Annotated in this window: 14 protein-coding genes; 4 read left to right on the top strand and 10 right to left on the bottom strand. The window is 73.4% G+C overall.

The genetic code is table 11. From position 1 onward, the window contains the following. Window positions 1–254: 254 nt before the first annotated feature. Window positions 255–1,247: an MBL fold metallo-hydrolase gene (locus ABZU99_RS10880; protein ID WP_355948317.1), complete on the top strand. Its 993-nt coding sequence runs from the start codon at window positions 255–257 to the stop codon at window positions 1,245–1,247. A gap of 16 nt (window positions 1,248–1,263) precedes the next feature. Here the strand turns inward: ABZU99_RS10880 and lpdA are convergent, their stop codons facing one another. Continuing rightward, the gene (gene lpdA, locus ABZU99_RS10875) at window positions 1,264–2,664 is read right to left on the bottom strand and encodes a dihydrolipoyl dehydrogenase (protein ID WP_355948314.1); all 1,401 of its coding nucleotides are present in this window, start codon (window positions 2,662–2,664) and stop codon (window positions 1,264–1,266) included. A 30-nt stretch (window positions 2,665–2,694) separates the two neighbouring features. Between lpdA and ABZU99_RS10870 the strand changes: the two genes are divergently transcribed. Beyond that, window positions 2,695–3,069, top strand: coding sequence for an RNA-binding S4 domain-containing protein (locus ABZU99_RS10870; RefSeq protein ID WP_355948312.1), 375 nt, complete (start codon window positions 2,695–2,697; stop codon window positions 3,067–3,069). Between the two features lie 197 nt (window positions 3,070–3,266). Here the strand turns inward: ABZU99_RS10870 and ABZU99_RS10865 are convergent, their stop codons facing one another. Further along, window positions 3,267–4,514, bottom strand: a complete 1,248-nt coding sequence (locus tag ABZU99_RS10865; RefSeq protein ID WP_356049284.1) for an FAD-dependent oxidoreductase — start codon at window positions 4,512–4,514, stop codon at window positions 3,267–3,269. Between the two features lie 156 nt (window positions 4,515–4,670). Here ABZU99_RS10865 and ABZU99_RS10860 point away from each other — a divergent pair, with 156 nt between their 5' ends. Continuing rightward, window positions 4,671–5,426 (top strand): peptidoglycan-binding protein, encoded by a 756-nt coding sequence (locus ABZU99_RS10860; RefSeq protein ID WP_356049286.1) that lies wholly within the window; start codon window positions 4,671–4,673, stop codon window positions 5,424–5,426. A 35-nt stretch (window positions 5,427–5,461) separates the two neighbouring features. On the opposite strand, the gene ABZU99_RS10855 is transcribed toward ABZU99_RS10860, so the two are convergent. The 3 genes from ABZU99_RS10855 to ABZU99_RS10845 all read right to left on the bottom strand — a co-directional run bounded on the left by ABZU99_RS10855 (window position 5,462) and on the right by ABZU99_RS10845 (window position 9,817). Further along, window positions 5,462–6,874: a CAP domain-containing protein gene (locus ABZU99_RS10855; protein ID WP_356049288.1), complete on the bottom strand. Its 1,413-nt coding sequence runs from the start codon at window positions 6,872–6,874 to the stop codon at window positions 5,462–5,464. 125 nt (window positions 6,875–6,999) lie between these two features. Further along, on the bottom strand, window positions 7,000–8,472 hold the full coding sequence (locus ABZU99_RS10850; RefSeq protein WP_356049290.1) for an NAD-dependent succinate-semialdehyde dehydrogenase: 1,473 nt from the start codon (window positions 8,470–8,472) through the stop codon (window positions 7,000–7,002). Window positions 8,473–8,557: 85 nt separating this feature from the next. Next, window positions 8,558–9,817, bottom strand: a complete 1,260-nt coding sequence (locus ABZU99_RS10845) for an aminotransferase class III-fold pyridoxal phosphate-dependent enzyme (RefSeq protein ID WP_355948297.1) — start codon at window positions 9,815–9,817, stop codon at window positions 8,558–8,560. 192 nt (window positions 9,818–10,009) lie between these two features. Here ABZU99_RS10845 and ABZU99_RS10840 point away from each other — a divergent pair, with 192 nt between their 5' ends. Next, the gene (locus ABZU99_RS10840; protein WP_355948294.1) at window positions 10,010–11,662 is read left to right on the top strand and encodes a PucR family transcriptional regulator ligand-binding domain-containing protein; all 1,653 of its coding nucleotides are present in this window, start codon (window positions 10,010–10,012) and stop codon (window positions 11,660–11,662) included. A 57-nt stretch (window positions 11,663–11,719) separates the two neighbouring features. On the opposite strand, the gene ABZU99_RS10835 is transcribed toward ABZU99_RS10840, so the two are convergent. From ABZU99_RS10835 to ABZU99_RS10815, 5 genes are all read right to left on the bottom strand, one after another. Next, window positions 11,720–12,400, bottom strand: a complete 681-nt coding sequence (locus ABZU99_RS10835) for a LuxR C-terminal-related transcriptional regulator (protein WP_355948291.1) — start codon at window positions 12,398–12,400, stop codon at window positions 11,720–11,722. Window positions 12,401–12,676: 276 nt separating this feature from the next. Further along, a complete protein-coding gene (locus ABZU99_RS10830; protein WP_356050204.1) occupies window positions 12,677–15,481 on the bottom strand; it encodes an AAA family ATPase in 2,805 nt (934 codons plus the stop codon). Beyond that, window positions 15,471–18,218 (bottom strand): AAA family ATPase, encoded by a 2,748-nt coding sequence (locus ABZU99_RS10825; RefSeq protein ID WP_356050199.1) that lies wholly within the window; start codon window positions 18,216–18,218, stop codon window positions 15,471–15,473. The genes ABZU99_RS10830 and ABZU99_RS10825 overlap by 11 nt, the downstream gene beginning before the upstream one ends. 57 nt (window positions 18,219–18,275) lie before the next feature. Continuing rightward, the gene (locus tag ABZU99_RS10820) at window positions 18,276–21,179 is read right to left on the bottom strand and encodes an AAA family ATPase (RefSeq protein WP_356227791.1); all 2,904 of its coding nucleotides are present in this window, start codon (window positions 21,177–21,179) and stop codon (window positions 18,276–18,278) included. A 240-nt stretch (window positions 21,180–21,419) separates the two neighbouring features. Further along, a complete protein-coding gene (locus tag ABZU99_RS10815) occupies window positions 21,420–21,926 on the bottom strand; it encodes an ATP-binding protein (protein ID WP_355948282.1) in 507 nt (168 codons plus the stop codon). Between the last annotated feature and the right edge of the window lie 81 nt (window positions 21,927–22,007).

Raw genomic sequence — 22,007 nt, 5'->3', positions numbered from 1 at the left:
CGACCGCTATCTGGCGGGCGCCACCGGGCTGCCGGCCCCGGTCGGACCGGCGGACCGGCCGATGACCGCCTGACCGCCGGGCGGTGTGACGGCCTGCCGCCGCGGCGGCCGTGGACCGCTATCTGGCGGGCGCCACCGGGCTGCCGGCCCCGGTCGGACCGGCGGACCGGCCGATGACCGCCTGACCGCCGGGCGGTGTGACGGCCTGTCGGGCGCTCTGTCCTGCGGCGTGCCGACCGGCATACCCTGCGTCCATGATCTCGACGTCGCCGTTACTCACCGTCGCCGACGGTGTCCATCTCTGGTCCCCCACGCCGAGCACCGGATGGGGGCTGGCCAACTGCGGTCTGATCGTCTCCCCCGAAGGCGCCGCCGCCTGGGTCGACACCCCCTACGACCGGCACATGGCCCAGGACTTCCTGGACCGCAGCCGGTCGCTGCTGCCCGACGGCGGACGCATCGGACGGGTGATCGTCACCCATGCCAACGGCGACCACCTGTGGGGCGCCGACGTCGTGCCCGAGGCGGAGGTGGTCGCCACCCGCGAGGCGCTCGGACACATCGCCTGGGAACCCGAACCGCGGCACCTGCACGCCATGGTGCGCGGCAGCGATCCGGCGACGCCGCTCGGCTGGTATCTCCAGCGCCACTTCCAGCGGTTCGACTGGTCCGCCACCCAGGTCGTCGAGCCGAGCCTCACCTTCGTCGGCGAGCTGGACCTGCGGATCGGCCGGGTGCCGGTACAGCTGTTCGGGCTGCCGTCCGCCCATACCACCGGCGATCTGGTCGCCTGTCTGCCGCAGCAGAAGGTGGCGTTCACCGGTGATGTCATCTTCGCGTCCGGTCCGCGGGACCCCGGCGACCACGCGGTGCACTGGGCGGGCCCTCTCGGCAATGTGATCTCCGCCTGCGAGCGGGTGCTGGCCACCGGGGCACAGGTGATCGTCCCCGGCCATGGCCCGGTCCTGGACCGGGAGGGCGTCCGTGGCCATATCGGCTATCTGGAGCATGTCCGCGACCGTGCCCATCAGCTGCACACCGCCGGGGTCCCCGCCCTGGAGGCGGCCCGCACGCTCATCGCCGAGAACACCTTTCCGTCCCTGGGGTTGCCCGAGCGGTTGGTGATCACGGTGGCCACGGAGTACCGGCATCTGAACGGCGAGGGCGACCCGCCGGACATCGTGGCGACCATGGCCGATGTCGCCCAGGTGGCCTGGGAGCTGGACCAGGGCCGGAACATCTCCTGACGACGGCCTCCCTGGATCACATGTTGATCATGTGTCCGGCGAGCCCGTGGACGGCCTCTTTCACCGCCTCGCTGAGCGTGGGGTGGGCGTGGATGTTGCGCGCCACTTCGTGGACGGTCAGATCCCACTGCTGGGCGAGGGTCAGCTCGGGCAGCAGCTCGGTGACCTCGGGGCCGATGAGATGGCCGCCCAGCAGCTCGCCGTGGCGGCCGTCGCTGATGAGCTTCACAAAGCCCCCGGGGTCGCCGAGCCCCTGCGCCTTGCCGTTCGCGGTGAACGGGAACTTCGCCACCCGCACGTCGAAGCCCTGCTCGCGCGCCTGGGCCTCGGTCCAGCCGAAGCTGGCGATCTGCGGCTGGCAGAAGGTCGCCCGCGGGATCATCACATACTCCAGCTCCATGGTCTCCGCGCCGGCGATGGTCTCGGCCGCGACGATGCCCATCGCCTCGGCCGCGTGCGCGAGCATCAGCCTGGCGGTCACATCGCCGACCGCGAAGATGTGCGGCACGCTGGTGCGGCACCGGCCGTCGACGTCGATGGCGCCCCGCTCGGTCAGCCGGACCCCGGTGTTCTCGAGGCCATATCCCCGCACCCGCGGCTGGAATCCGATCGCCTGGAGCACCCGACCCGCCTGGAGGGTCTGCCGCTGGCCGCCCGTGGTCACCATGACCTTGACCGCGGGCCCCGCGTCGTTGATCGCCTCCACCCGGGTGGAGGTCAGGACGTTGATGCCGAGCCTGCGGTAGCGGCGGGTCAGCTCGGCGGAGACCTCCTCGTCCTCCAGCGGCACGATCCGGTCCAGGAACTCCACCAGCGTCACCTGCACCCCGTAGCTGTGCATGATGTACGCGAACTCGACGCCGATGGCGCCCGCGCCCGCGATGAGCACGCTGCCGGGCAGCTCCGGTGACAGGATCTGCTCCTCGTACGTCACCACGCGCTCGCTGAGCGAGGTGCCGGGCAGCAGATTGGTGGTCGCGCCCGCGGCGATGACGCAGTGGCCGAAGGTCAGGGACTCCGTCCGGCCGTCGCCCAGCGCGACCCGCAGTTCATGGGCGCCGGTGAAGGTGCCCCGGCCGTCGTACTGGGTGATGTTGTTCTTCTTCATCAGATAGTGGATGCCTCTGACCCGGCCGTCCGCCACCTTCCGGCTGCGCTCGAACGCCACCGCGTAGTCAGCGGTCACCTCACCGTTCACCCGGATGCCGAAGGTCTTGGCCTCATGGATGAACAGCTGGGCCAGCTCCGCGTTGCGCAGCAGGGCCTTGGACGGGATGCAGCCCACGTTCAGGCACACGCCGCCCCAGTACCGTTCCTCGACGATGGCCGTGGTCAGACCGAGCTGCGCGGCGCGGATCGCCGCGACGTAGCCGCCCGACCCCGCCCCCAGGACCACGACGTCAAAATGTGCGCTCATGCGTCGCACCTTAGACATTAGAGTCGGGGTATGGCTTCAGACGAGGGGTCCGTACGGGTGGACAGCTGGATCTGGTCCGTACGGCTCACCAAGACGCGCTCGATGGCGGCCTCGGCCTGCCGCGCCGGCCACGTTCGCGTCAACGGCGAACGGGTCAAGCCCGCCCACCCGGTGCGAGCCGGGGACGAGGTGCGGCTGCGCCACGCCGGGCGGGACCGGATCGTCGTCGTCTCACGCATCGTGCGCAAGCGGGTCGGGGCGGCGGTCGCGGCCGAGTGCTTTGTCGACAACAGCCCTCCCCCGCCGCCCCGCGAGCACACCGTGCCGATCGCGCTGCGCGACCGCGGCGCGGGCCGTCCCACCAAGCGCGACCGGCGCGAGATGGAGCGGCTGCGCGGGCTGTGAGCGCGTCACCGGTCACTCGGCCGTGATCCGTACGGGCCCTTGTGCGCATCGGCCCTGGCGACCCACTCGGCGGGCGGACGCGGCGGCCGGCATGAGGAGCGAGGTCCGCGCACACGGTCTCCGCCCGCCGGCGGCCCGCGCGTTGGCGAGCCGGGTGCGGAAACCTCCGTACCCGGCTCCCTACGGCCGGTTCGGCCTCAGCGCCGGCGCCGCAGCGACGCGGCCGGCGGCCGCTCGCGCATCGCGCCGTAGGCCAGGAAGTACGCCGGCACCCGTTTCAGCCACGGCGCCCTGGTGAGCACCTCGGCCGGCCGCAGCGGCCGTCCCCGCCCGCCGGCCGGCGCGCGCCCGGCCAGCAGCGGTTGGATGACCCGGGCGTGGGCGAGGCGCTGCAGCCCCTGTGTCGCGGCGGCGGTCGGCCACCGGCGGCGCTGGACGGCGCGTACGTCGCCCAGGCCGACGGCCCCGTCGTGCAGCGGTCCTGCGAGATACCGGGCGGCGGCGACGGCGTCCTCGACCGCGAGGTTGATGCCGATCCCGAACACGGGGGACATGGCATGCGCCGCGTCGCCGATGCACAACAGCCCGGGACGGTGCCAGCGCCGCAGCCGGTCCATCCGTACGTCCAGCAGCTTCACCTCGTCCCAGTCCCGCAGCTCCGGCTTGCGGTCCGCGATCCAGGGGGTGGCGTCCGCCAACGCGGACAGGAACCGGTCCAGGCCGTCGGCGCGGCGCTCGGCATCGGCCCCCTTGGGGATCAGCACGGCGCACTGCCAATAGTCCCCGCGGTCGATCATGGCCGTCACAAAGCGGTCGCCGACGTTGCCCACCAGCCCGCGCGGATCTCCCTCGTGCCGCGGCAGCCGGAACCACCACGCGTCCATCGGGCACGCGAACTCCCGCAGGCCCAGTTCGGGCAGGTCTCTGGCGAGCGAGTCCCGGCCGTCGCAGGCCACCGTGAGGGTCGCGCGCAGCTCACCGGTGCCCCCGCCGGGGGTGCGGTCGCGATAGCGCACTCCGGTGACCCGGCCGCCCTCCATGAGGAAGGAGGTCGCCTCGGTGTTCATCCGCAGGGAGAAGGAGGGCTCCCGCGCGGCCTCGTCCGCCAGGAGATCGAGCAGATCCCACTGCGGCACCATCGCCACGTAGTTGTAGGGACCCGGCAGTGCGCGCAGGTCCCCGACGGTGAGCAGCTCCCCGTCCTGGCCGATGGGCAGCTGGACGGAGTGCACATGCCGCTGCGGCAGGGCGGCGAACCGCTCGGCGAGGCCCAGGTCGTCCAGGAGTGCCAGGGTGCTCGGATGCACCGTGTCGCCGCGGAAGTCGCGCAGGAAATCCCCGTGCTTCTCCACAACGGTGACCTCCACGCCCGCCCGCGCCAGCAGCAGACCGAGGACCATCCCGGCGGGGCCGCCCCCCACCACACAGCATGTGGTCCGCTCCATCGCATGGACTCCCTTCGCTGTCCCCGAGGCCAGAGCACCATTTTGTAACGAGTACCCAGCGGCGCCACGCCGCCGCCGGATGGCGATCGATTTGAGTCATCGCGGGCTCGCGCCCGTATCCCCGCGTGACGCTATGGGGCGCAGAAGGAGGTCTGTATGGCAGCCGAACCCGATCCCGACCGGCCGACCGGGCGTCAGGTGATCGAGCCGACCGCGATCTTCCGCCCGGTGCTGGAGCCCGACGCGGCATCGGACCCGCCGGTGGAGGAGTGGATGGAGGAGCTCCATCTCTTCCGGCCGCCGGGCGCCCCGCCTACGCCGGAGGCCCGATCCCTTGCCGAGGACGACACCCAGGAGCTGGACGGCGGCCCGGCGGCGGCCGACGCGTGGACCCCGCAGGACGCGCCGCACGCACCCCCCGGCCCGGTCCTACGGCGCCCTCCCCGCACCGCCGTCACGCTCATCGCCGGGCTCGGCGCGGGCGTCGCCCTCTCCCTGGTGCTGATGCTGCCCCGTGAGGCGGCGACCGGGGCGGCCCAGCCCGGGGCGGGCGGCAGAGCGTCGGCCCCGGCGTCCGGCGGCGCGACCGCGTCCGCGACGCCGAGCGCACCCGGGACGCCGAGCGCTCCCCCGGCACCCAGCGCGACCGTCTCGCAGGCTCCGGGCGGCGGGGGGCAGCAGAGCGTGCCGGGCAACGTGCTGACCCTTGGGGACACCGGCCCGCGGGTCATCGACCTCCAGAAGCGTCTGCTGCGGATTCCGAACGTCTATCAGGACGGGCCGGTCGACGGCCTGTACGACCAGGACCTCTCCCAGGCCGTGTCCCGCTTCCAGGTGTGGTACGGGATCCGCGGCGACGCGAACGGGGTGTACGGGGACGCCACCCGGCGCGATCTGGAGGCCCGCACCTGACGCGCCGCCCCGCGCGGCCATGATCCCAGGCGCAGCTATCCGGCGGCGCCGAAGAGCTGGGTCCAGTAGGTGCCGGCGCGGCTGCCGGTGGCGCAGCCGACGCCGATATGGGTGAAGTCGGGCCTGAGGATGTTGGCGCGGTGGCCGGGGCTGTCCATCCAGCCGCGGACCACCTCGGCCGGGGAGCGCTGGCCGCACGCGATGTTCTCGCCGATGCCGCGATGGGTGGCTCCGGCGGCCCTGGCCCGGTCCCAGGGCTCCTGGCCTTCCGGGCCGGTGTGCGCGTAGAAGTCGCGGGCGACCATGTCGTCGCTGTGTGCCTGTGCGGCCCTGGCCAGCCGGGGATCGGGGGCCAGCGGTGCCAGCCGGGCGGCGGCCCGCTCGGCGTTGGTGAGCGCGGTCACATCGGACGCCAGGCGTACCAGGCCGTCCGCCGTGAACGGCCGTGCCCACACCGCGGTCCAGTAGACATCCCCGGTGGCGGGGCCGACGGCCCGGCCGATCCCCAGATGGACGACGGCCGGATCCCGGAACGGGCCGCTGCGCTCGTGGCCCGCCAGGCAGTAGTCCACGAACTCCTCAGCGGTGCGCGGGCCGGAGACGAGGTGCTCGGCCACCGTGAGGCAGACATAGCCCTGGGCCGCGATCCGGTGGAACAGCGACGTCCCGTCGGGGCTCTCCAGCGCGAGCCGGCCGTGGGCGGCCATCGCTCCGGCATGCGCCTCGGCCGCCGCGGTCAGCCTCCCGTCGAGGGCCACCGGCGCGGCCCCGGCCCGCGACCGCGCGGCGTTCACCACCTGAAGGGCGGCGCCGCCCGCCGTACCGCCGGGGGCCGGACTCGTGGGCGGGGCCGGAGTCGTGGGCGGGGCCGGAGTCGTGCGCGGGGCCGGAGTCGTGGGCGGGGCCGGACTCGTGGGCGGGGCCGGACTCGTGCGCGGGGCCGGAGTCGTGCGCGGGGCCGGGGCGCCGTCGTCGGTGACGTCGACGCCGAAGTCCCGGGCCAGGGCGGCCAGTCCCTCCGCATACCCCTGGCCAAGCGCCCGCACCTTCCATCGGTCGCCGCGCCGGTAGACCTCGGCGAGCAGCAGCACCGTCTCCCGGGCCGGACGCGGCGGGGTGAACCGGGCGAGCAACCCTCCCCCGCCGGCCAGCACGCTCAGCACGGGCACCGGCAGCCGGCCCAGCGAGGTGCCGGGGTCGGCGGGGCTGACGACGACCGTGACCCGGTCGGCGCCGGGGCGCAGCCGGGGCGGGTGCAGGGTGACGGTCTCGCCGTGCAGCCGGGCGCCGGGCGCGGACGGCTGGTTGAAGAAGACGAAGTCGCCGTCGCCCGCGACCTTTCCGTCCGCACCGGTGATCAGCACGGACAGATCGAAGGGCCCCGGCACGTGGATCGTCAGCGCGCCGTCCGGCAGCGCCTGATTGCCGCCGGGGACCAACTCGCCCATGCCCGCTCCTCACCGCCGCGCCTGTGGGAGCAACGGCCGGGCAGGGCCGGCGGTTCCGGCCACGGCACGGCGCCCGCCCCGGACCGCGTGGGGTCCCGGGCGGGCGTGGGAGGTCAGCCGGTGGATCAGACCGGGACGGCGACGTACTTGTAGTCGAGGAATTCGTCGATGCCGACCCGGCCGCCCTCGCGGCCGAGCCCGGACTGCTTGACGCCGCCGAAGGGGGCGGCCGGGTTGGAGACCAGGCCGGTGTTGAGGCCGACCATGCCGACCTCCAGCCGTTCGCTCACCCGCAGCGAGCGGTTCAGGTCCCGGGTGAACACATACCCCACCAGGCCCCATTCGGTGCTGTTGGCGGTGGCGACGACCTCGTCCTCCTCGTCGAAGGTGAGGACGGCCGCGACCGGTCCGAAGATCTCCGTCTCCATCAGCCGGCTCGCGGGGGACACCCCGGTGAGCACGGTCGGCGGGTAGAAGCAGCCCGGCCCCTCGGGGGTGGAGCCGCCGACGAGGACCTCGGCCCCGCGGGCCACGGCGTCCGCGACCAGCTCCTCGACCTTGTCGCGGCCCGCCTGGTCGATGAGCGGGCCCACGTCGACGCCGGGGCGGCTTCCGGGGCCGACGACCAGCGCGCCCATGCGCCGGGCGAGCCGGTCGGCGAACTCGGCCGCGACGGAGGAGTGGACGAAGAAGCGGTTGGCCGCCGTGCACGCCTCGCCCATGTTGCGCATCTTCGCGGTCATGGCGCCCTCGACCGCGACGTCCAGATCCGCGTCGTCGAAGACGATGAAGGGGGCGTTGCCGCCGAGCTCCAGGGAGGTACGGACCACCGCGGGCGCGCACTGGGCGAGCAGCGTGCGCCCGACCTGGGTGGACCCGGTGAAGGAGAGCTTGCGGATGTGCCCGCCGGCCAGCAGCGGCTCCACGACCTCGCCCGCGCGGGAGGTGGTCACCACGTTCAGCACCCCGGCCGGAAGCCCCGCCTCTTCCAGGATTCCGGCGAGGGCGAGGCTGGACAGCGGGGTCTGCGGGGCGGGCTTGAGCACCATCGTGCAGCCGGCGGCGATCGCGGGACCGATCTTGCGGGTGCCCATGGCCAGCGGGAAGTTCCACGGGGTGATGAGCAGACAGGGGCCGACGGGCCGGCGCATGAGCAGCATGCGGTTCTTGCCGTCGGGCAGGGTGGAGAAGCCTCCGTCGATACGGACGGCCTCTTCGGAGAACCAGCGGAAGAACTCCGCGGCGTAGGCGGCCTCGCCCCGCGCCTCGGCGAGCGGCTTGCCCATCTCGGCCGTCATCAGCGCGGCGAGCGCGTCGGCCCGCTCCATGATGAGCTCATAGGCGCGGCGCAGGATCTCGCTGCGCGCGCGGGGTGCGGTGGCGGCCCACTTCTCCTGGGCGTCCTGGGCGGCGAGCAGGGCGCGCTGCCCGTCCGCGGGGCTCGCGTCGGCGACCTCGCACAGCACCTCACCGGTGGCCGGGTCGTCGACCGGCATGGTCGCACCGCCGGCCGCGTCGGACCACGACCCGGCGATGTACAGCTTCTTGGACACCGCCGCGAGGACGTCGTCGGCGGCGGGATACGAGGGGGTGGACATGGCGGCACTCTCCTTTGTTGGCCGCCGCCGGCCCGGGGTCCGGGCAGGCGGCGGCCGATGGCTCCCGTTGAGTGAAGTGCGGCGGTCAGGAGGCCGCCGTTCCGGCGGTCACGGCGGCGGACCAGGCACGCAGCCCCTCATCGATAGCCGTCTCGTCGACGACCAGGGCGGGGATCATCCGCACGACGTGGTTCCAGGCCCCGCACAGGAGCAGCAGCAGCCCCTCGTCCACGGCGGCGCGCTGCACCCGGGCCGCGGTCGCCGGGTCCGGCTCGCCGTCCTCGGTGACGAACTCGCTGGCCAGCATGAGGCCGAGGCCGCGGACGTCGCCGATGGCCGGGGTCTTCGCGGCCACGTCCTCGAGGCCGGCGCGCAGCCGCGCGCCCATGGCGTCGGCGTTGGCGACGAGGTTCTCGTCGCGGACCACGTCGAGGGTGGCGGCGGCCGCGGCGCAGGCCACCGCGTTGGCGCCGTAGGTGCCGCCCTGGGAGCCGGGCCACGCCTTGCTCATCAGCTCCTCGGAGGCGGCGATGCCGGACAGCGGGAAGCCGCTGGCCAGGCCCTTGGCGGTGACCAGGATGTCGGGGCGGATGCCGAAGTGGTCGTGGCCCCAGAACCGTCCGGTGCGGCCGACGCCGGTCTGCACCTCGTCCAGGATGAGCAGGAAGCCATGGCGGTCGGCCCGCTCGCGCAGCCCTTGGAGGAATCCCTCGGTGGCGGGCACATAGCCGCCCTCGCCCAGCACCGGTTCGACGATGATCGCGGCGGTGTCGTCGGGCGGGGAGATGGTCTGCAGGACGTAGTCCAGTTCGCGCAGCGCGAACCGGGTCGCGGTCTCCTCGTCCCAGCCGTACCGGTAGGCGGTGGGGAACGGGGTGACCACGACGCCGCTCATCAGGGGCGAGAAGCCGGAGCGGAAGCGGGTCCCGGAGGTGGTCATGGACGCGGCGGCGACTGTGCGGCCGTGGAAACCGCCGTGACAGACGAGGACATTGGGCCGGCCGGTCGCCTGGCGGGCGAGGCGCAGGGCCGACTCCACCGCCTCGCTCCCGGAATTGGTGAAGAACAGACTGTCGAGTCCCTCGGGGAGCACCTCGCCGAGCTTCGCGACGAGCCGCGTCAGCGGCTGGTGCATGACCGTGGTGTACTGGCCGTGGATCAGGGTCCCGACCTGCTCCTGGGCCGCGGCGACGACCCGCGGATGGCAGTGTCCGGTGCTGGTGACGCCGATACCCGCGGTGAAGTCGAGATAGCGCCGTCCGTCCTCACCGTCGATATGGACGCCCTCTCCGCGGACGGCGACCACCGGAGTGGCCTGACGCAGCTGCGGTGACAGATCGGTCATGGTTCTCTCCCACACCCACAAGGTCGGCGTATGAACGGACTCTTCGAGCGTGGTGGAGCGAGCCGGGCGAAGACAATGATCATTGTGTCGCCGGGATGTGATCGGTATGGACGATCTGTCAACGGGGGCCGGCTGGACATTGTGTCAACCGCGTGGTTGCGCAGGGTGTACCGGCTTGTCAGAGTGATCGGCATGGACGGCTCCGGCGGCACCGAACCCCGCGCCGCCGCCGCGCGGCCCGCGCCGCTCACCCTCGCCGGTGTGCTGCGGCTGCCGGTGCTGGCCGCCGGGGTGCCCGAGGTGGTCTCCGGCCACGGTGGGCTGTCCCGGCCGGTCCGCTGGGTCCATGTCACCGAGCTGCTCGATCCGGCGTCGTTCCTCAAGGGCGGGGAGCTGGTGCTGACCACCGGCATGCCGCTGCCCGAGGACGCCTCGGTGGTGCGCCGCTACGTGGACGAGCTGGCGGACGTCGGCGCCGCGGGCCTGGTCATAGAGCTGGTGCGGCGCTACCACCGGCCGCCGTCGGAGCTGGTGCGTGCCTGCCAGGCCCGCGATTTCCCGCTCGTGCTGCTCTCCAGGAGCGTCAACTTCGTGGAGGTCACCCAGATCATCCACTCGCTGATCATCGGCAGCCAGATCGAGAGCCTGCGCCGGGCGCAGGACGTTCATGACACGTTTACCGCGCTGACCCTGCGCGGCGCCGAGCCCGATGAGGTGGTGGGCATGGCGGCCGAGCTGAGCGGGCATCCGGTGGTGCTGGAGAACCTGGTTCACCAGGCCGTGATCTGCGGCGCCCTGGGCCAGGGCGCGGAGGGCGTGCTGACCGGCTGGGAACGACGGTCACGCGCCACGGCCTCGCCCGACCGCACCGGGGCCAGTGGCCCGGAGGACTGGCTGGTGACCGCGGTGGAGTACCGGGGCGAGCGCTGGGGCCGGCTGCTGATGCTCCCGGACGCCGCCGGTGCCCCGGCGGTCGGCCCCGAGCACGCGATGGTCCTGGAGCGTACGGCCACGGCCCTGACCATCGCCCGGCTCACCCATCACACCCGCTGGGAGCGGCGGGCGCAGCGCACGCTGCTGCTGGACCTGGTCGAACAGCGGTGCCGCTCGACCGGTGAGGCGCGCGCCCGGGCCGAGGCGCTGGGCATGCCGGTCCTGGGCCGCCGGCTGATCGTCGTGCTGATCACCCCCGGCCCCGGCGCCGAGGAGACGACCGAGCTGGAGGACCGGCTGACGGACGAGTTGGGGGCGGCCGGTGCCGCCGTGCTGATCGGCGCGGTGCCGGGCGGCCACATCGGCGTGCTGCTCGCCTTCCATCCCTCCACCCCCTGGCGGCCGCTGGTGGAGCGGCTGAGCCGGTCCGTCCGCGCGTCCCGTCCGGAGGCGGTCGTCAGCGTCGGCTCCGAGGTGGCGGATCTGTCCCAGACCGCCCGCTCCTTCCAGGAGGCGGCACGGGTTGCCGACGCCGCCGTTCCGGGCACCCCGGACAAGCCGTTCCACGAGCTGTGCGATATCGGGCTGCGGCAGCTGCTGTACGCGCTGCGCGGTGATGTGCGGCTCCAGGACTACGTGGAGCGGCAGTTGGGGCGGTTGGTCGACTACGACGAGCGGCACGGCACCGATCTGCTGGCGATACTGCACGCCTATCTCGACGCGGCGGGCAACAAGACGGTGGCGGCCAAGCGCGCGAGCCTGTCCCGGCAGGCTTTCTATCAGCGGCTGCACGCGATAGAGCGGCTGCTCGGCTGCGATCTGGAGTCGGGCGAGCAGCGCACCCAACTGCATGTCGCGCTCACCGCCTTCAGCGTGCTGCGGCTCTCCCGCGGCCCCGCTGCGCCCAGCTGAGGACACGGCCGTGGCCGACCCGGTCGGGGTCGGCCACGGCCGTATGCACACGAGGGCTCACTTGACGAAGTCGTCGACGACCTTCGGAGGCCAGGAGCCCACTTTGAGCACACCCATGGAGTAGGCGCGGGAGACAAGGGCCGCCCGGTTGGGGACCCGCAGCTTACGCAGCAGGCGCGTCACGTGGTATTCGACGCCCTGCCGGCTGAGGTAGAGCCGTGCGGCGAGGGGCACCGTGGACATGCCGGCGGCGATGCCCTCCAGAATGCGCGCCTCGATCTCGCTGACGATCTTCTTGCGGTCGGTGACCATGTCCACCGTGCCGCCGCCCGCGGTGGGGCGCAGCACCACCAGGATCGAGGCGACATGGGAGCTGCCCTCGCGCACGGCGACGGCCGTGAGCGCGCCGGTGAACGCGGAGCCCCCCGCTCCGACGAGGACCGCCTGAGCGGCGAAGCGATGGCGAGTGCCGTCGACGAGCCGGGTGAACTGCCACCTGAGGGACTGCTGGACGCTGGGATGGACCAGGTCGCAGAAGTCTCGGCCGCAGACGTCCGTCGAGGAGTCCTCGAACTGCCGGAAGAATGCCCGGTTGGCCTGCTGCACCGTCAAGGACGGGTCGAGACAGACGACACACACCCCGGGCTGGTCGAACTGGCGCAGAAGATCCGCGTACTCGGTCTGGTCGCATCCGGACTCGTGGGGGGTTGACCGAGCCGAATCTGCTGGAGCGGACATTCCCAAGGGACTGCCATCCCTTCCTGAATTTCTCATTACGCGAAACGAATAGCGGGCTATCCGCAGCATTCGATTTCCAATGTGATTTCAGAATGGAGACTAAGGAGCCCCGGGCACATCAGTCAACGTCAACAGGGCCCTGACCGCCCAATCCTGTGGTCGGGGGCGCCGAAGGTTCGGTCCGCACCGCAGGGTTTCGGTGGGTCGGTACGGTCGGTTCACCGGGGTTCGGAGAGCATGTCTCCCCGGCTTGAATTAGCACCGTTTACGAGACGTTTAGCCATCCATGCGAGGCAGCAGCTCGATCAGCTCGCGGCGGCCGGAGACGTCCAGCTTGCGATACGCGTGCGTCAGATGCTTCTCGATCGCGCGGGAGGTCACTCCCAGCTCATCGGCGATCTCCTGATTGGTCAGACCCCGGCCGACGAGGGAGACCACGGTGCGTTCGGTACGGGTGAGGGTGGCTTCCGGCCGTACGGCGCCCGCGCCGCCCCCGGCCGCGGTGCGGGCCCGTTCGACGAGCCAGCCGGCACCGCACGCCGAGGCGAGGGCGGATGCCTCCCGGAGGACGGCGCCCGCTTCGGCACTGCCCGTCAGCCGCCGCCCCAGCAGGACGAGCGCGCGGGCGAGTTCGAGCTCGTTGGCCGACGCGCGCAGGATGTCGACCGCTTCCCGCAGCAGACCGACTCCGCGTTCGCCGCTGTGCAGCCGGCCCTTCATCCGCAGTGCGCGGCCGAGTGCGACGGGTGCTCCCCAGGCCGTCGCCCGCTCGTGTTCCTCCTCGGCGAGCGCCAGCGCGGCGCGCGTGTCACCGAGGCGCTGCTGAAGGGTGGTCGCCAGGGGCCGCCAGGGGAACAGCACGGGGTTGCGCCAGCCCGACGCCTCCAGCTGCCGGCCGCAGGCCAGCACGGTCTCCAGGGCACTGGTCCAACGGCCCTTCCCGGCCTCCTGGGACGCCCCCAGGATCTGCAGCGCGGCGGTCAGGGCCAGGCTCGAGGACCGGCGCCGCCCGGGGCCGTCCAGGATCGACTCGACCAGCGCGGGGTCGTGCAGATCCAGGGCGACCCCGGTGAGGGCGACGGTGGAGATCGCCCCCACCTCCTGCCAGTGGGTTTCGGCCAGCCGTACGGCGCGCTCGGCATGGTCGCGGGCCTGGGCGGCACGCCCGCGCGCGGTGAGCACCATCGCCTGTTCGACGTTGACGAGCGCGTCGACCACGGTGGTGTCCTGCCGCCGGGTGTGCTGTTCCAATGCGAGCCAGGAGCTGACGCCCTGGATGGAGTCGGCGGCGACCAGCGCGATCGCCACCAGCGGCAGCGCCGTGTGCGCCCGGCCGGAGGTGGCCGGTTCGCGCTCCAGGATGCGGTGGGCCAGCCGGGTGACCTCGGCCGCGGGCAGCCGGGTGGTGACGGTGGCCGAGGTGAGCAGAACCGCCACCAGCTCGCGCTCGGCGGCGGAGCCCAGCGGCGGGTCCTGCCCCATCCCGGTCAGCCGCTCGACCGCCGCGGCCAGCTCCGCCGGGTCCTCGTGCCCGGCGTGCCGCAGCCGCGCCTCCAGCCGCAGGGCCACATCGCGCGCCGTGCCCTCCAGCGACCAGGCGGGGCCGAGGTCCTCGGCGACCTGGTGCAGCAGATCGATGACCGACGGGGGCGCCAGGCCCACGATGGCCGGGGAGATCCGCAGCGCGGCGGCGGCCCGGTGCCTGGCGGTGGTGAGCAGGGGTATGGCCTGCGATAGATGGCGTTCGCAGGCGGCGGGGTCGAAGCCGCGCTCGGCGGTGGCCAGATCGATCAGCAGCCGGGCCCGGGACTCGCCCGGCAGGGAGCCGTCCAGCAGCGCGCGGCGCAGATAGCGGGCGGCGATGTCCGGCGCCCCGCGGCGCAGCGCGGTGTCCGCGGCGGCCCGCAGCACCTCGACCGACCAGGGGTGGTGCGAGGTGGTGACGGCCATCAGCTGGGCGGCGACCAGCTCCGCCGGGCATCCGGCCTGGTAGAGCAGCGCCGCCGCCGCGTCGTGCAGCCGCTCGCGCTCCGCGACCGTCAGCGAGGATTCGACGGCGTCGCTCACCACCGGGTGGACGAAGCGCGGCTCCTCCTCGGCGGCGAGCAGCCCCAGTTGGTGGATGGCGCGCAGGCCCGCGGCGAATCCGATCGGGTCCAGCCCCGCGAGCCGCGCGATGAGTTCGGGTTCGCCCGGCTCGCCGAAGACCGCGATGGCGGCGGCCAGGTCCCGTACCGCCCGCGGCTGGGTGCGCAGACCGCCCGCGAGCCGCTCCCGCAGCTGGGAGGGGCGCATGTCGCGGGCCGCCACGGTGTGGCCGGCGGTCGGCCGGTGGCCGCTGATGGCGAGGCTCGTCAGCAGCGACCTCAGGAACAGCGGGTTGCCGGCGGAGATGTCGTGGCAGGCCCGGGCGAACTCCTCGTCGCCCGGCTCACCGAACTGCTCGCGGATCATCCCCTTGACGGCGCCGAGCGTCAGCGGGGCGGGACGCAGCACCCGCCCGGCCGCGTCGGTGACCTCGCGCAGGACGGGGTCCTGGGCGCGCGGATCGCCGTCGCGCAGGGTGCAGACGAGCACGGCGCGCATTCCGTGCAGCCGCCTGGACAGATAGGCGAGCCAGCGCAGCGACGGGGCGTCCACCCACTGCAGGTCGTCCACGAGGATCAGCAGGGGGCTGTCCGTGCTGACATCGGCCAGCAGAAGCCGCAGACCGTGGAGCATCGCCTCGGATGCGGCGGATCGGCCCTCACCGACGGGCCTGGCGTCGTCGGCGAAGACCGTACGGGCAAAGCCGCCGTGCTCCCGCAGCCAGCGCTCGCGGAGCTCCTCCGGGGCGCCGGTCAGCAGGCTGTCGAACAGCTGACGGACGACGCCGAAGGCGAAGTCCGATTCCATCGGGGCGGCGTTGGCGCGCAGGACGCGGACGTCCTCGGCCCCGGCCAGGGCGGGCAGATGCTGCAGCAGAGCGGTCCGGCCGATGCCGAGCGGGCCGGTCAGCAACAGCAGCGAGGAGGTCCCCGTACGGGCGGCCCGCAACGCGCCCGCCAGCTGTGCCGACTCGGTCTCCCGCTCAAGCAACATCCGTTCCATACCCCTCCGTCGCCCGCACCAGTGCGCGCAGCTCCACGCGCCCGCCGATGCGCAGCTTTCTGTACGCGCCGCTGAGCCGCAGCTCCACCGTGCGTCTGGTCACCGTCAGCATGTCGGCGATCTCCCGGTTGCCGTGGCCGAGTCCGGCGAGGATCGCGGTACGCCGCTCGGCCTCGGTCAGCGTGGGCCACGCCGGATGCGGGCCGAGGGCGGGGGCGGCAGGCCGGCCCAGCCGTCCGGCGAGTGAGCGCGCCCGTTCGGCCAGCTTGCTCGAGGGCCGGTGGGTGGTGGTGAACGTGGCCAGCTCGGCCACCAGCGGTGCCGCGGCCTGCAGGTTCCCCGCGTCCAGTTCGGTCTCGGCGAGATCCGTCAGCGCTCCGGCGAACGCCAGCCGGGCGGGGGTGCCACGCAAGGTGCGCACCGCCTCGCGCAGCTGCCCGGCCCGGTCCTCATGGGACACCCGCCCGGCGCCCAGCTGGGCCCAGCCGAGCGCGCTGGCCGCGCCCCACCGCCGGGCCAGCGCGATCTCCTCCTCGCTCAGCCGCCGCGCCTCGGCGTGGTCCTGGAGTGCCTCACAGGCCCCGGCGGCCATCGAACGCCAGGGCATCACGGCGGGGTTGAGGTGCCCGCGGCGCAACAGCTCACGGCCGGCGCCCCGGAACAGCTCCACCGCCTCCGCGGTCCTGCCGTCCAAGGAGGCCACCGTTCCCCTGGCGAAGAGCAGATAGGCCCAGGCCATGCCGTCCTGCGACGCGGCGGGGGCGGCCGCGAGCGCCCTGGCCTGGTCGTCATGGCCGCTCTCCAGAGCGACGGTGATCCTCACGGCGGTCAGATAGGGGGCGGAGTGCGGATGCCACTGGGACTGCGGCAGTGCCCGTTCGGCGGCGGCGACATCCCGTTCGGCCATGTCGAGCCGGCCGCGGCGCAGATTGAGTTCGCCGCGGAAGGCCAGCACCATCGCGGCGGCGGCGCGGACGCGGCGGCGGCGCACCTCGGTGTGCAGAACGTCCAGCCTGACCTCGGCCTCGTCCATGTCGTCGGTCAGACACAGGGCGCGGGCGGCGGCGAGCCGGGGCAGGATCAGCGCGGTTCCGCAGTCCTGGCCGGTGAGGGCACGGCGGGCCAGGGCCCTGGCCATGGCCAGGTCCTCGCCGCGCAGTGCCAGTTGCCAGGCGCGGGCGCCGGCCTGGGCCGGCGAGAGGGGGTCCTCGGGCAGCGGGTCGAGGTCGTGGAGCATCAGCTCGGTGTCGTCCCGGCGGTCCTCCTGGGAGAGCCAGAACAGCGCCGTCATCTCGTCCAGTTCACCGCCCCGGGCGGTGGGCAGCGCGCTCGTCACCGCGCGGCGCAGCCCCTCGACGCTGCCCCGGGCGAACCCCAGGTCGGCGGCGCGGGTACGGGCCTGGGCCAGCTCGTCGCCGGGAGTCCGGATGATCTCCTCCAGCCGGCGGTCCGCTGCCTCGGGGGCGGTCAGCACCTCGATGGCGGCCAGTTCAAGGCCCAGCTGGGCGCGCGCGGCCGGTTCCAAAGGCTCCTCCAGCGCCCTGGTCAGACAGGCGATCGCGTGCGCGGACCGGCCCGCGCGCAGCGCCGCCGCGCAGGTGCGGCGCAGCGTGTGGAGCGCCCACGGCTCGCCGACCGGCCGGGCGGCGAGGAGCAGCCGGGCGATGTCCTCGTCGGGTACGGCCGCCCGGTACGCCAGCTCGGCGGCGCGCGCGTACAGATCGGCGCGCTCACCGGCGGGCATCTGCGCGAGGACCCAGCCCCCCGCCTCCGGGCAGCACAGCCGCAGTCCGGTGCCGCCGGCGGTGGCGAGCCCGCTCGCCTCCAACGCCAGGCGCAGCCCCGGCTCGCTCGCCGTGCGTGACCCGGCGAGCGCGTACAGCAGGGGCAGGTCCACCAGTTCGCCGCAGACGGCCAGGGCGCGGACGACGGCGACCGCCGTGTCGGACAGTCCGCTGAGCGCGCGGTCGGCGTATTCGCCGCAGACGGACTCGATGATCGCGCGCAGCTCGGGCACCCGCGCGGCGACCGGCTCGTGTCCGCGGACGGTGAAGAGTGCGAGCGCCTCGTGCAGCACCGCGGGGTTGCCCACGGTGATCTCCCGCGCCGCCGCGGTGAAGGGTTCGTCGCCGGGCGTGCCGCAGATCAGGGCCACGGTGGTGGCGACGTCCCGGAGGGTGAGCGGGGCCAGCGCGAGCTGGGTGCTGCGCACCAGCCCGGAGGAGGCGACCCCGCACCAGCCCGGGTGGACGGCGCCGGTGGCGCTCGCCAGCAGGGCGACGCGGGTGCCGGGCAGCCGCCGCACGAGGGCTTCGAACCAGTGCAGTGAGGCCGGGTCCAGCCATCCCACATCGTCGGCGACCAGCAACGTCGGCCGGTCGTGGGCGGTCCGCAGCAGCTCGGCCAGGCCCGGTAAGCGGCCCTCCGGTCCCTGTCCGGCCAGGGCGTGGAGCGAGCCGTCGCTGAGCCCTTCCATGGGGGTCAGCAGCTGCCCCACCATGCCGTAGCGCAGTTCGCTCTCGCCCGGGGTCCCCCGGGCGCGCAGCACGCGCAGACCGTGGTCCTCGGCGAACCCGGCCGTCCAGCCCAGCAGCTCGCTCTGGAGGAAGCCGGGCCGGCCGGTCACCGTCATCACCGCCGGGCGGCCCTTGCCCAGCTCGGTGACCAGTTGGGCCAGCATGGCCTGCTCTCGTTCGCGGCCTGGGAACGGGAGCCCGTTGAGCTGCATGGTGTGACTATAAGCCGGGCGCATAGCCGAGGCGCGTAACCGGGCTGCCATGACGGCTCAGCGTCGGCCGCGTGAGGCGTGGACCCAGGCCGGCGCCTGGGGGTCGGGGATGTCCGGGGCGCTCATCACGGAGGCCAGTTCGGCGCGCTGAGTGAGGCTCAATTTCCGGTAGACGCTGGTGAGATGCATTTCGACGGTGCGCACGGTGACGAACAGTGACTCGGCGATCTCGCGGTTGCCCGCCCCGCGGGCGGCGAGTTTGGCGACTTTGCGCTCGGTGCCGGTGAGCAGATCGATCGGCGAGGCGGTGATCTCACGCATCCGGCCGCCCGCGGAGACCAGTCGGCGCCGGGCGTCCCGGGCGAGCGCGAGCGCGCCGCAGCCCTGGGCGAGGTCGGCGGCCGTCCGCAGCCGCTCCCGCGCGTCGCGCGTCAGGCCGGCGTCCAGCAGCGCCCCGCCGAGCAGGAGTTCGGCGCGGGCGTGCTCGGTGCGGGCGGGCGAGCCGGCGAGGTGTCCGACCGCCTCGGTGAGCAGGTCGATGCCCGCCTCGCCCGGGCTGGTCACGCCCCGGGCGACGGCGGCGAGTCCGAGCGCACGGGGCGTGTCCCAGCGCCGGGCCAGCTCGGTGCCGTGGTCGACGACGTCCCGCGCCTGGCCGGGCCGCTTCTCCGCCGCGAGGACGCAGGCGGCCTCGACCCACCAGGGGACGAACGCCGGGTTGGCGAACCCGGTCTCCTCCAGGGAGGCGCCGCAGTCCAGCAGCAGCCGCAGCGCGGTGTCGGCGTCGCCGAGCGCCCAGCGGGCCCGTGCGCGGGCCAGCAGGTAGTAGTGGTACTCCAGCACGAACCCGTCCAGGTTCGGCCGGGTGACCGCGGCCAGCAGCTCCTCGGCGCGCTCCGGTTCGCCCCGTTCGATCAGGATGAGCGCAAGGGAGGTCTGGGGCATCGTCACATTGGCGCTCCACTGCTCCTCGCCGATGATCTCCACGGCGGTCTGGGCGTCCGCCAGCGCGTCGGGGATCGCGCCGATGCCGTACAGGACCAGGGCGCGGGTGGACAGGGTGATCACATACGACCACACCGCCGCGTTCTCCTGGCCGTGCCGCAGCGAGCGGTCCAGCGCCCGCAGCGAGTCCTCGACCTCGTCGGCCAGACTCAGCGCGAACGCCGAGGTGAGCAGCGACCAGTTGCCGAGTGCGGGGCCCGGGGTGTGCAGGGCCCGGCGGGCCTGTCGCACCGTCCGCTCCGGTGACCGGCCCTCCATCGCGGACAGCACGGTCATCATGGCGAGCATCTGGCGCTGTGCGGGCGTGTCCCCGACGGGCTCGGTCATCCGCGCGAAGCGTTCCCGGACCGTGCCGATCGTCGCCTTCTCATCTGACCCGGTGATCAGCAGCGCCGATTCGACGAGGGTGCGCAACTCGGCGTCGCGGGGCTCGGGTTCGGGACCGATCTCCTGGTCGAGCTCGTCGAGCACCGCGCCGAGCACTCGTACGGCGGCCGGTGACCGCTGCACCGTGAGGCTGGTCATGCCCAGCTGCACGGCGATCGGCGCCCTGGTACGTACGTCGGGGGCGAGGGTGAGCGCGTGCTCGAGCAGGCGGATGGACTCCACCGGGTTGGTCTCCCCCAGCGCCTTGGCGAGTTGGACATGGACCGACACGCTCTGCGGCTCCGCCTCCAGGACCCGGTGCAAATAGCGGGCGGCGGCCTCGGGGGCGCCACGGTGCTCGGCCTGCGCGGCGGCCTCCCGCAGCACCCCGCGCATCCACGGCTCGGGGGTGCCGTCCACCAGCAGCAGCTGGCTGGCGACTTCCTCGGCGGGCCGGCCGATGTCGCTGAGCAGCTGGGCCGCCGTGGCGCGCAGCCGGGCGAGCGCCCTCGGCCCGGCGGCCTCCAGCACCGCCGAGCGCACCACGTCATGGGCCAGGTCCATCCGGTCCGGCGCCATCACCTCGACGCGGCGCAGCAGCGCCACGGCCTCCTCGACGCGGGCGGCGGGCACCCGGGCCAGCGCGCCGATGTGTTCCGCGTCCTCCTCCCCGAGCACCGCGACGGCGGTGGCCACCTCGCGCACCCAGTCGGGCTGACGGTCGAAGAGGGCGCGCACCGACAGGGCGACCACGTACTGGCCGACCTCGGCGATCGCGCGGATGGCCGTCTCGTCGGGCCGCGCGCCCTTGGACCGCAGCTCGCTCAGCAGCCGGGCGATCGTGAGGGGGTTGCCGCCGCAGACGGCGGCGGCGCGCTCGGCGAAGGACGGCGCGATGGGCGCCTCGAAGACCTGCCGTGCCATCTGGGCCACATCGGGGCCGGTCAGCGGGGTGAGGCGGATCACCGAGGCGCGGGGCCCGGCGGTGATGTCCGCCAGGGCCGCGGGGGCGGCCGGCTCCGCCTCGGTGCGCTGGGCCAGCACCACCAGCAGCGGAAGATGATCGGCCCGGCGCAGCAGGAAGTCGATCCAGCGCAGCGACCGCTCGTCGCACCAGTGCACATCGTCGAGGACGAGGACGAGCGGACCTTGCGCCACCAGATTCACCGCGAGCCAGTACAGGCCGTGCAGCACCGGGTAGACGGCCGCGGCCGTGGGCGGCTCCTCGTCGGCGGGGCAGGGCATGAGGGCGGGCAGGGCGCGGCCGGCGCCGCCGCGCAGCAGCGGGGAGTCCTGGGCGCCCTCGGCGGTCAGGCCCAGGCCGCCGAAGAGGGCGCGTACGCCGCTGTAGCCCGCGCCGGCCTCGACCTCACCGCATCGTCCGTGCAGGACGGTCATCGTCCGGCAGGCGTCGCCGTCGAGGAAGGCACGCAGCAGGCTCGTCTTGCCGATTCCGGTGGGGCCGGACAGGACCACGAGGCCGGACCGCCCCGCGCGGGCGGCCTCGGCGTGGCCGCCCAGCGCGGCCAGTTCGCCGGCGCGCCCGGCCAGCGTGCCGGGTAAGCCGGAGGCGTCGGTCCGGTTCAGCACGGCAGCCCCCTCCGGCCCGTCTTTTCCACGAATGTCTTTGCGAGGTATCGGAAAAGTATGCTACTCAGTGCGATCGTAAAGCTACCCGAACCGAACGACGACGATCAATTGTGGCCACATCGCAGGCCCGAGGACGGAAGGCGTGGTGAGGGCTTTCACCATCCCGTCCCCGGGCCGATCGGTATCACTTGTGTGTGGGTACGAGGCATGGAGTCGTCTATGGCATCTCCCTTCGTCGGCTCACGGTCGGTCGGTGTGGTCGGCACCGTCCTCCAGGACGGCTTCCAGGGCCGAACGGCGGGTGTGGAGCTCGAACCAGACGACCTTTCCCGCCGCGCTACGGGTGCTGCCCCAGCAGCGGGAGAGTCCCTCCATCAGATGGAGCCCCCGCCCACCCTCGTCGTCGTCGCACACCCGGCGCACCCGGGGCAGCCCGGGGTCCTCGTCGGAGACTTCACACCGGAAGGCGCGGTCGGCGGAGCAGAGCGAGAGCGTCAGCCTGATCGGCCCGACGGCGTGCCGCAAAGCGTTGGTGACCAGCTCGCTGACGAGCAGTTCCGCCTCGTCGGCGAGCTCGTGCAGCGTCCACGCCGCCACCTGAATGAGCGCGAGGCGGCGGGCGCGGGGCACCGAGGCGGGCTCGGACGGCAGCAGCCAGGACATCCCGCCGCTGGTGGCGGGTCCCGGCCGGGCAGGCCGGCGCACCGTGCTCATGGGCGCGGTGAGGGTGAGTGTCGCGGCGTTCATGCCGGCTGGTCCGGAGCCTCAGCGGGAGGACAGGGAGGCTGATGGATCATCGCTTGGTCTTTCGGTCGTCCGCCGACGGCC

Origin of the sequence: Streptomyces sp. NPDC005266 (genome assembly GCF_040607655.1) — a bacterium.
Taxonomy (GTDB): domain Bacteria; phylum Actinomycetota; class Actinomycetes; order Streptomycetales; family Streptomycetaceae; genus Streptomyces.
Note: the sequence above shows the minus strand (reverse complement) of the source record. Positions and strands in the feature narration are given on the sequence as shown.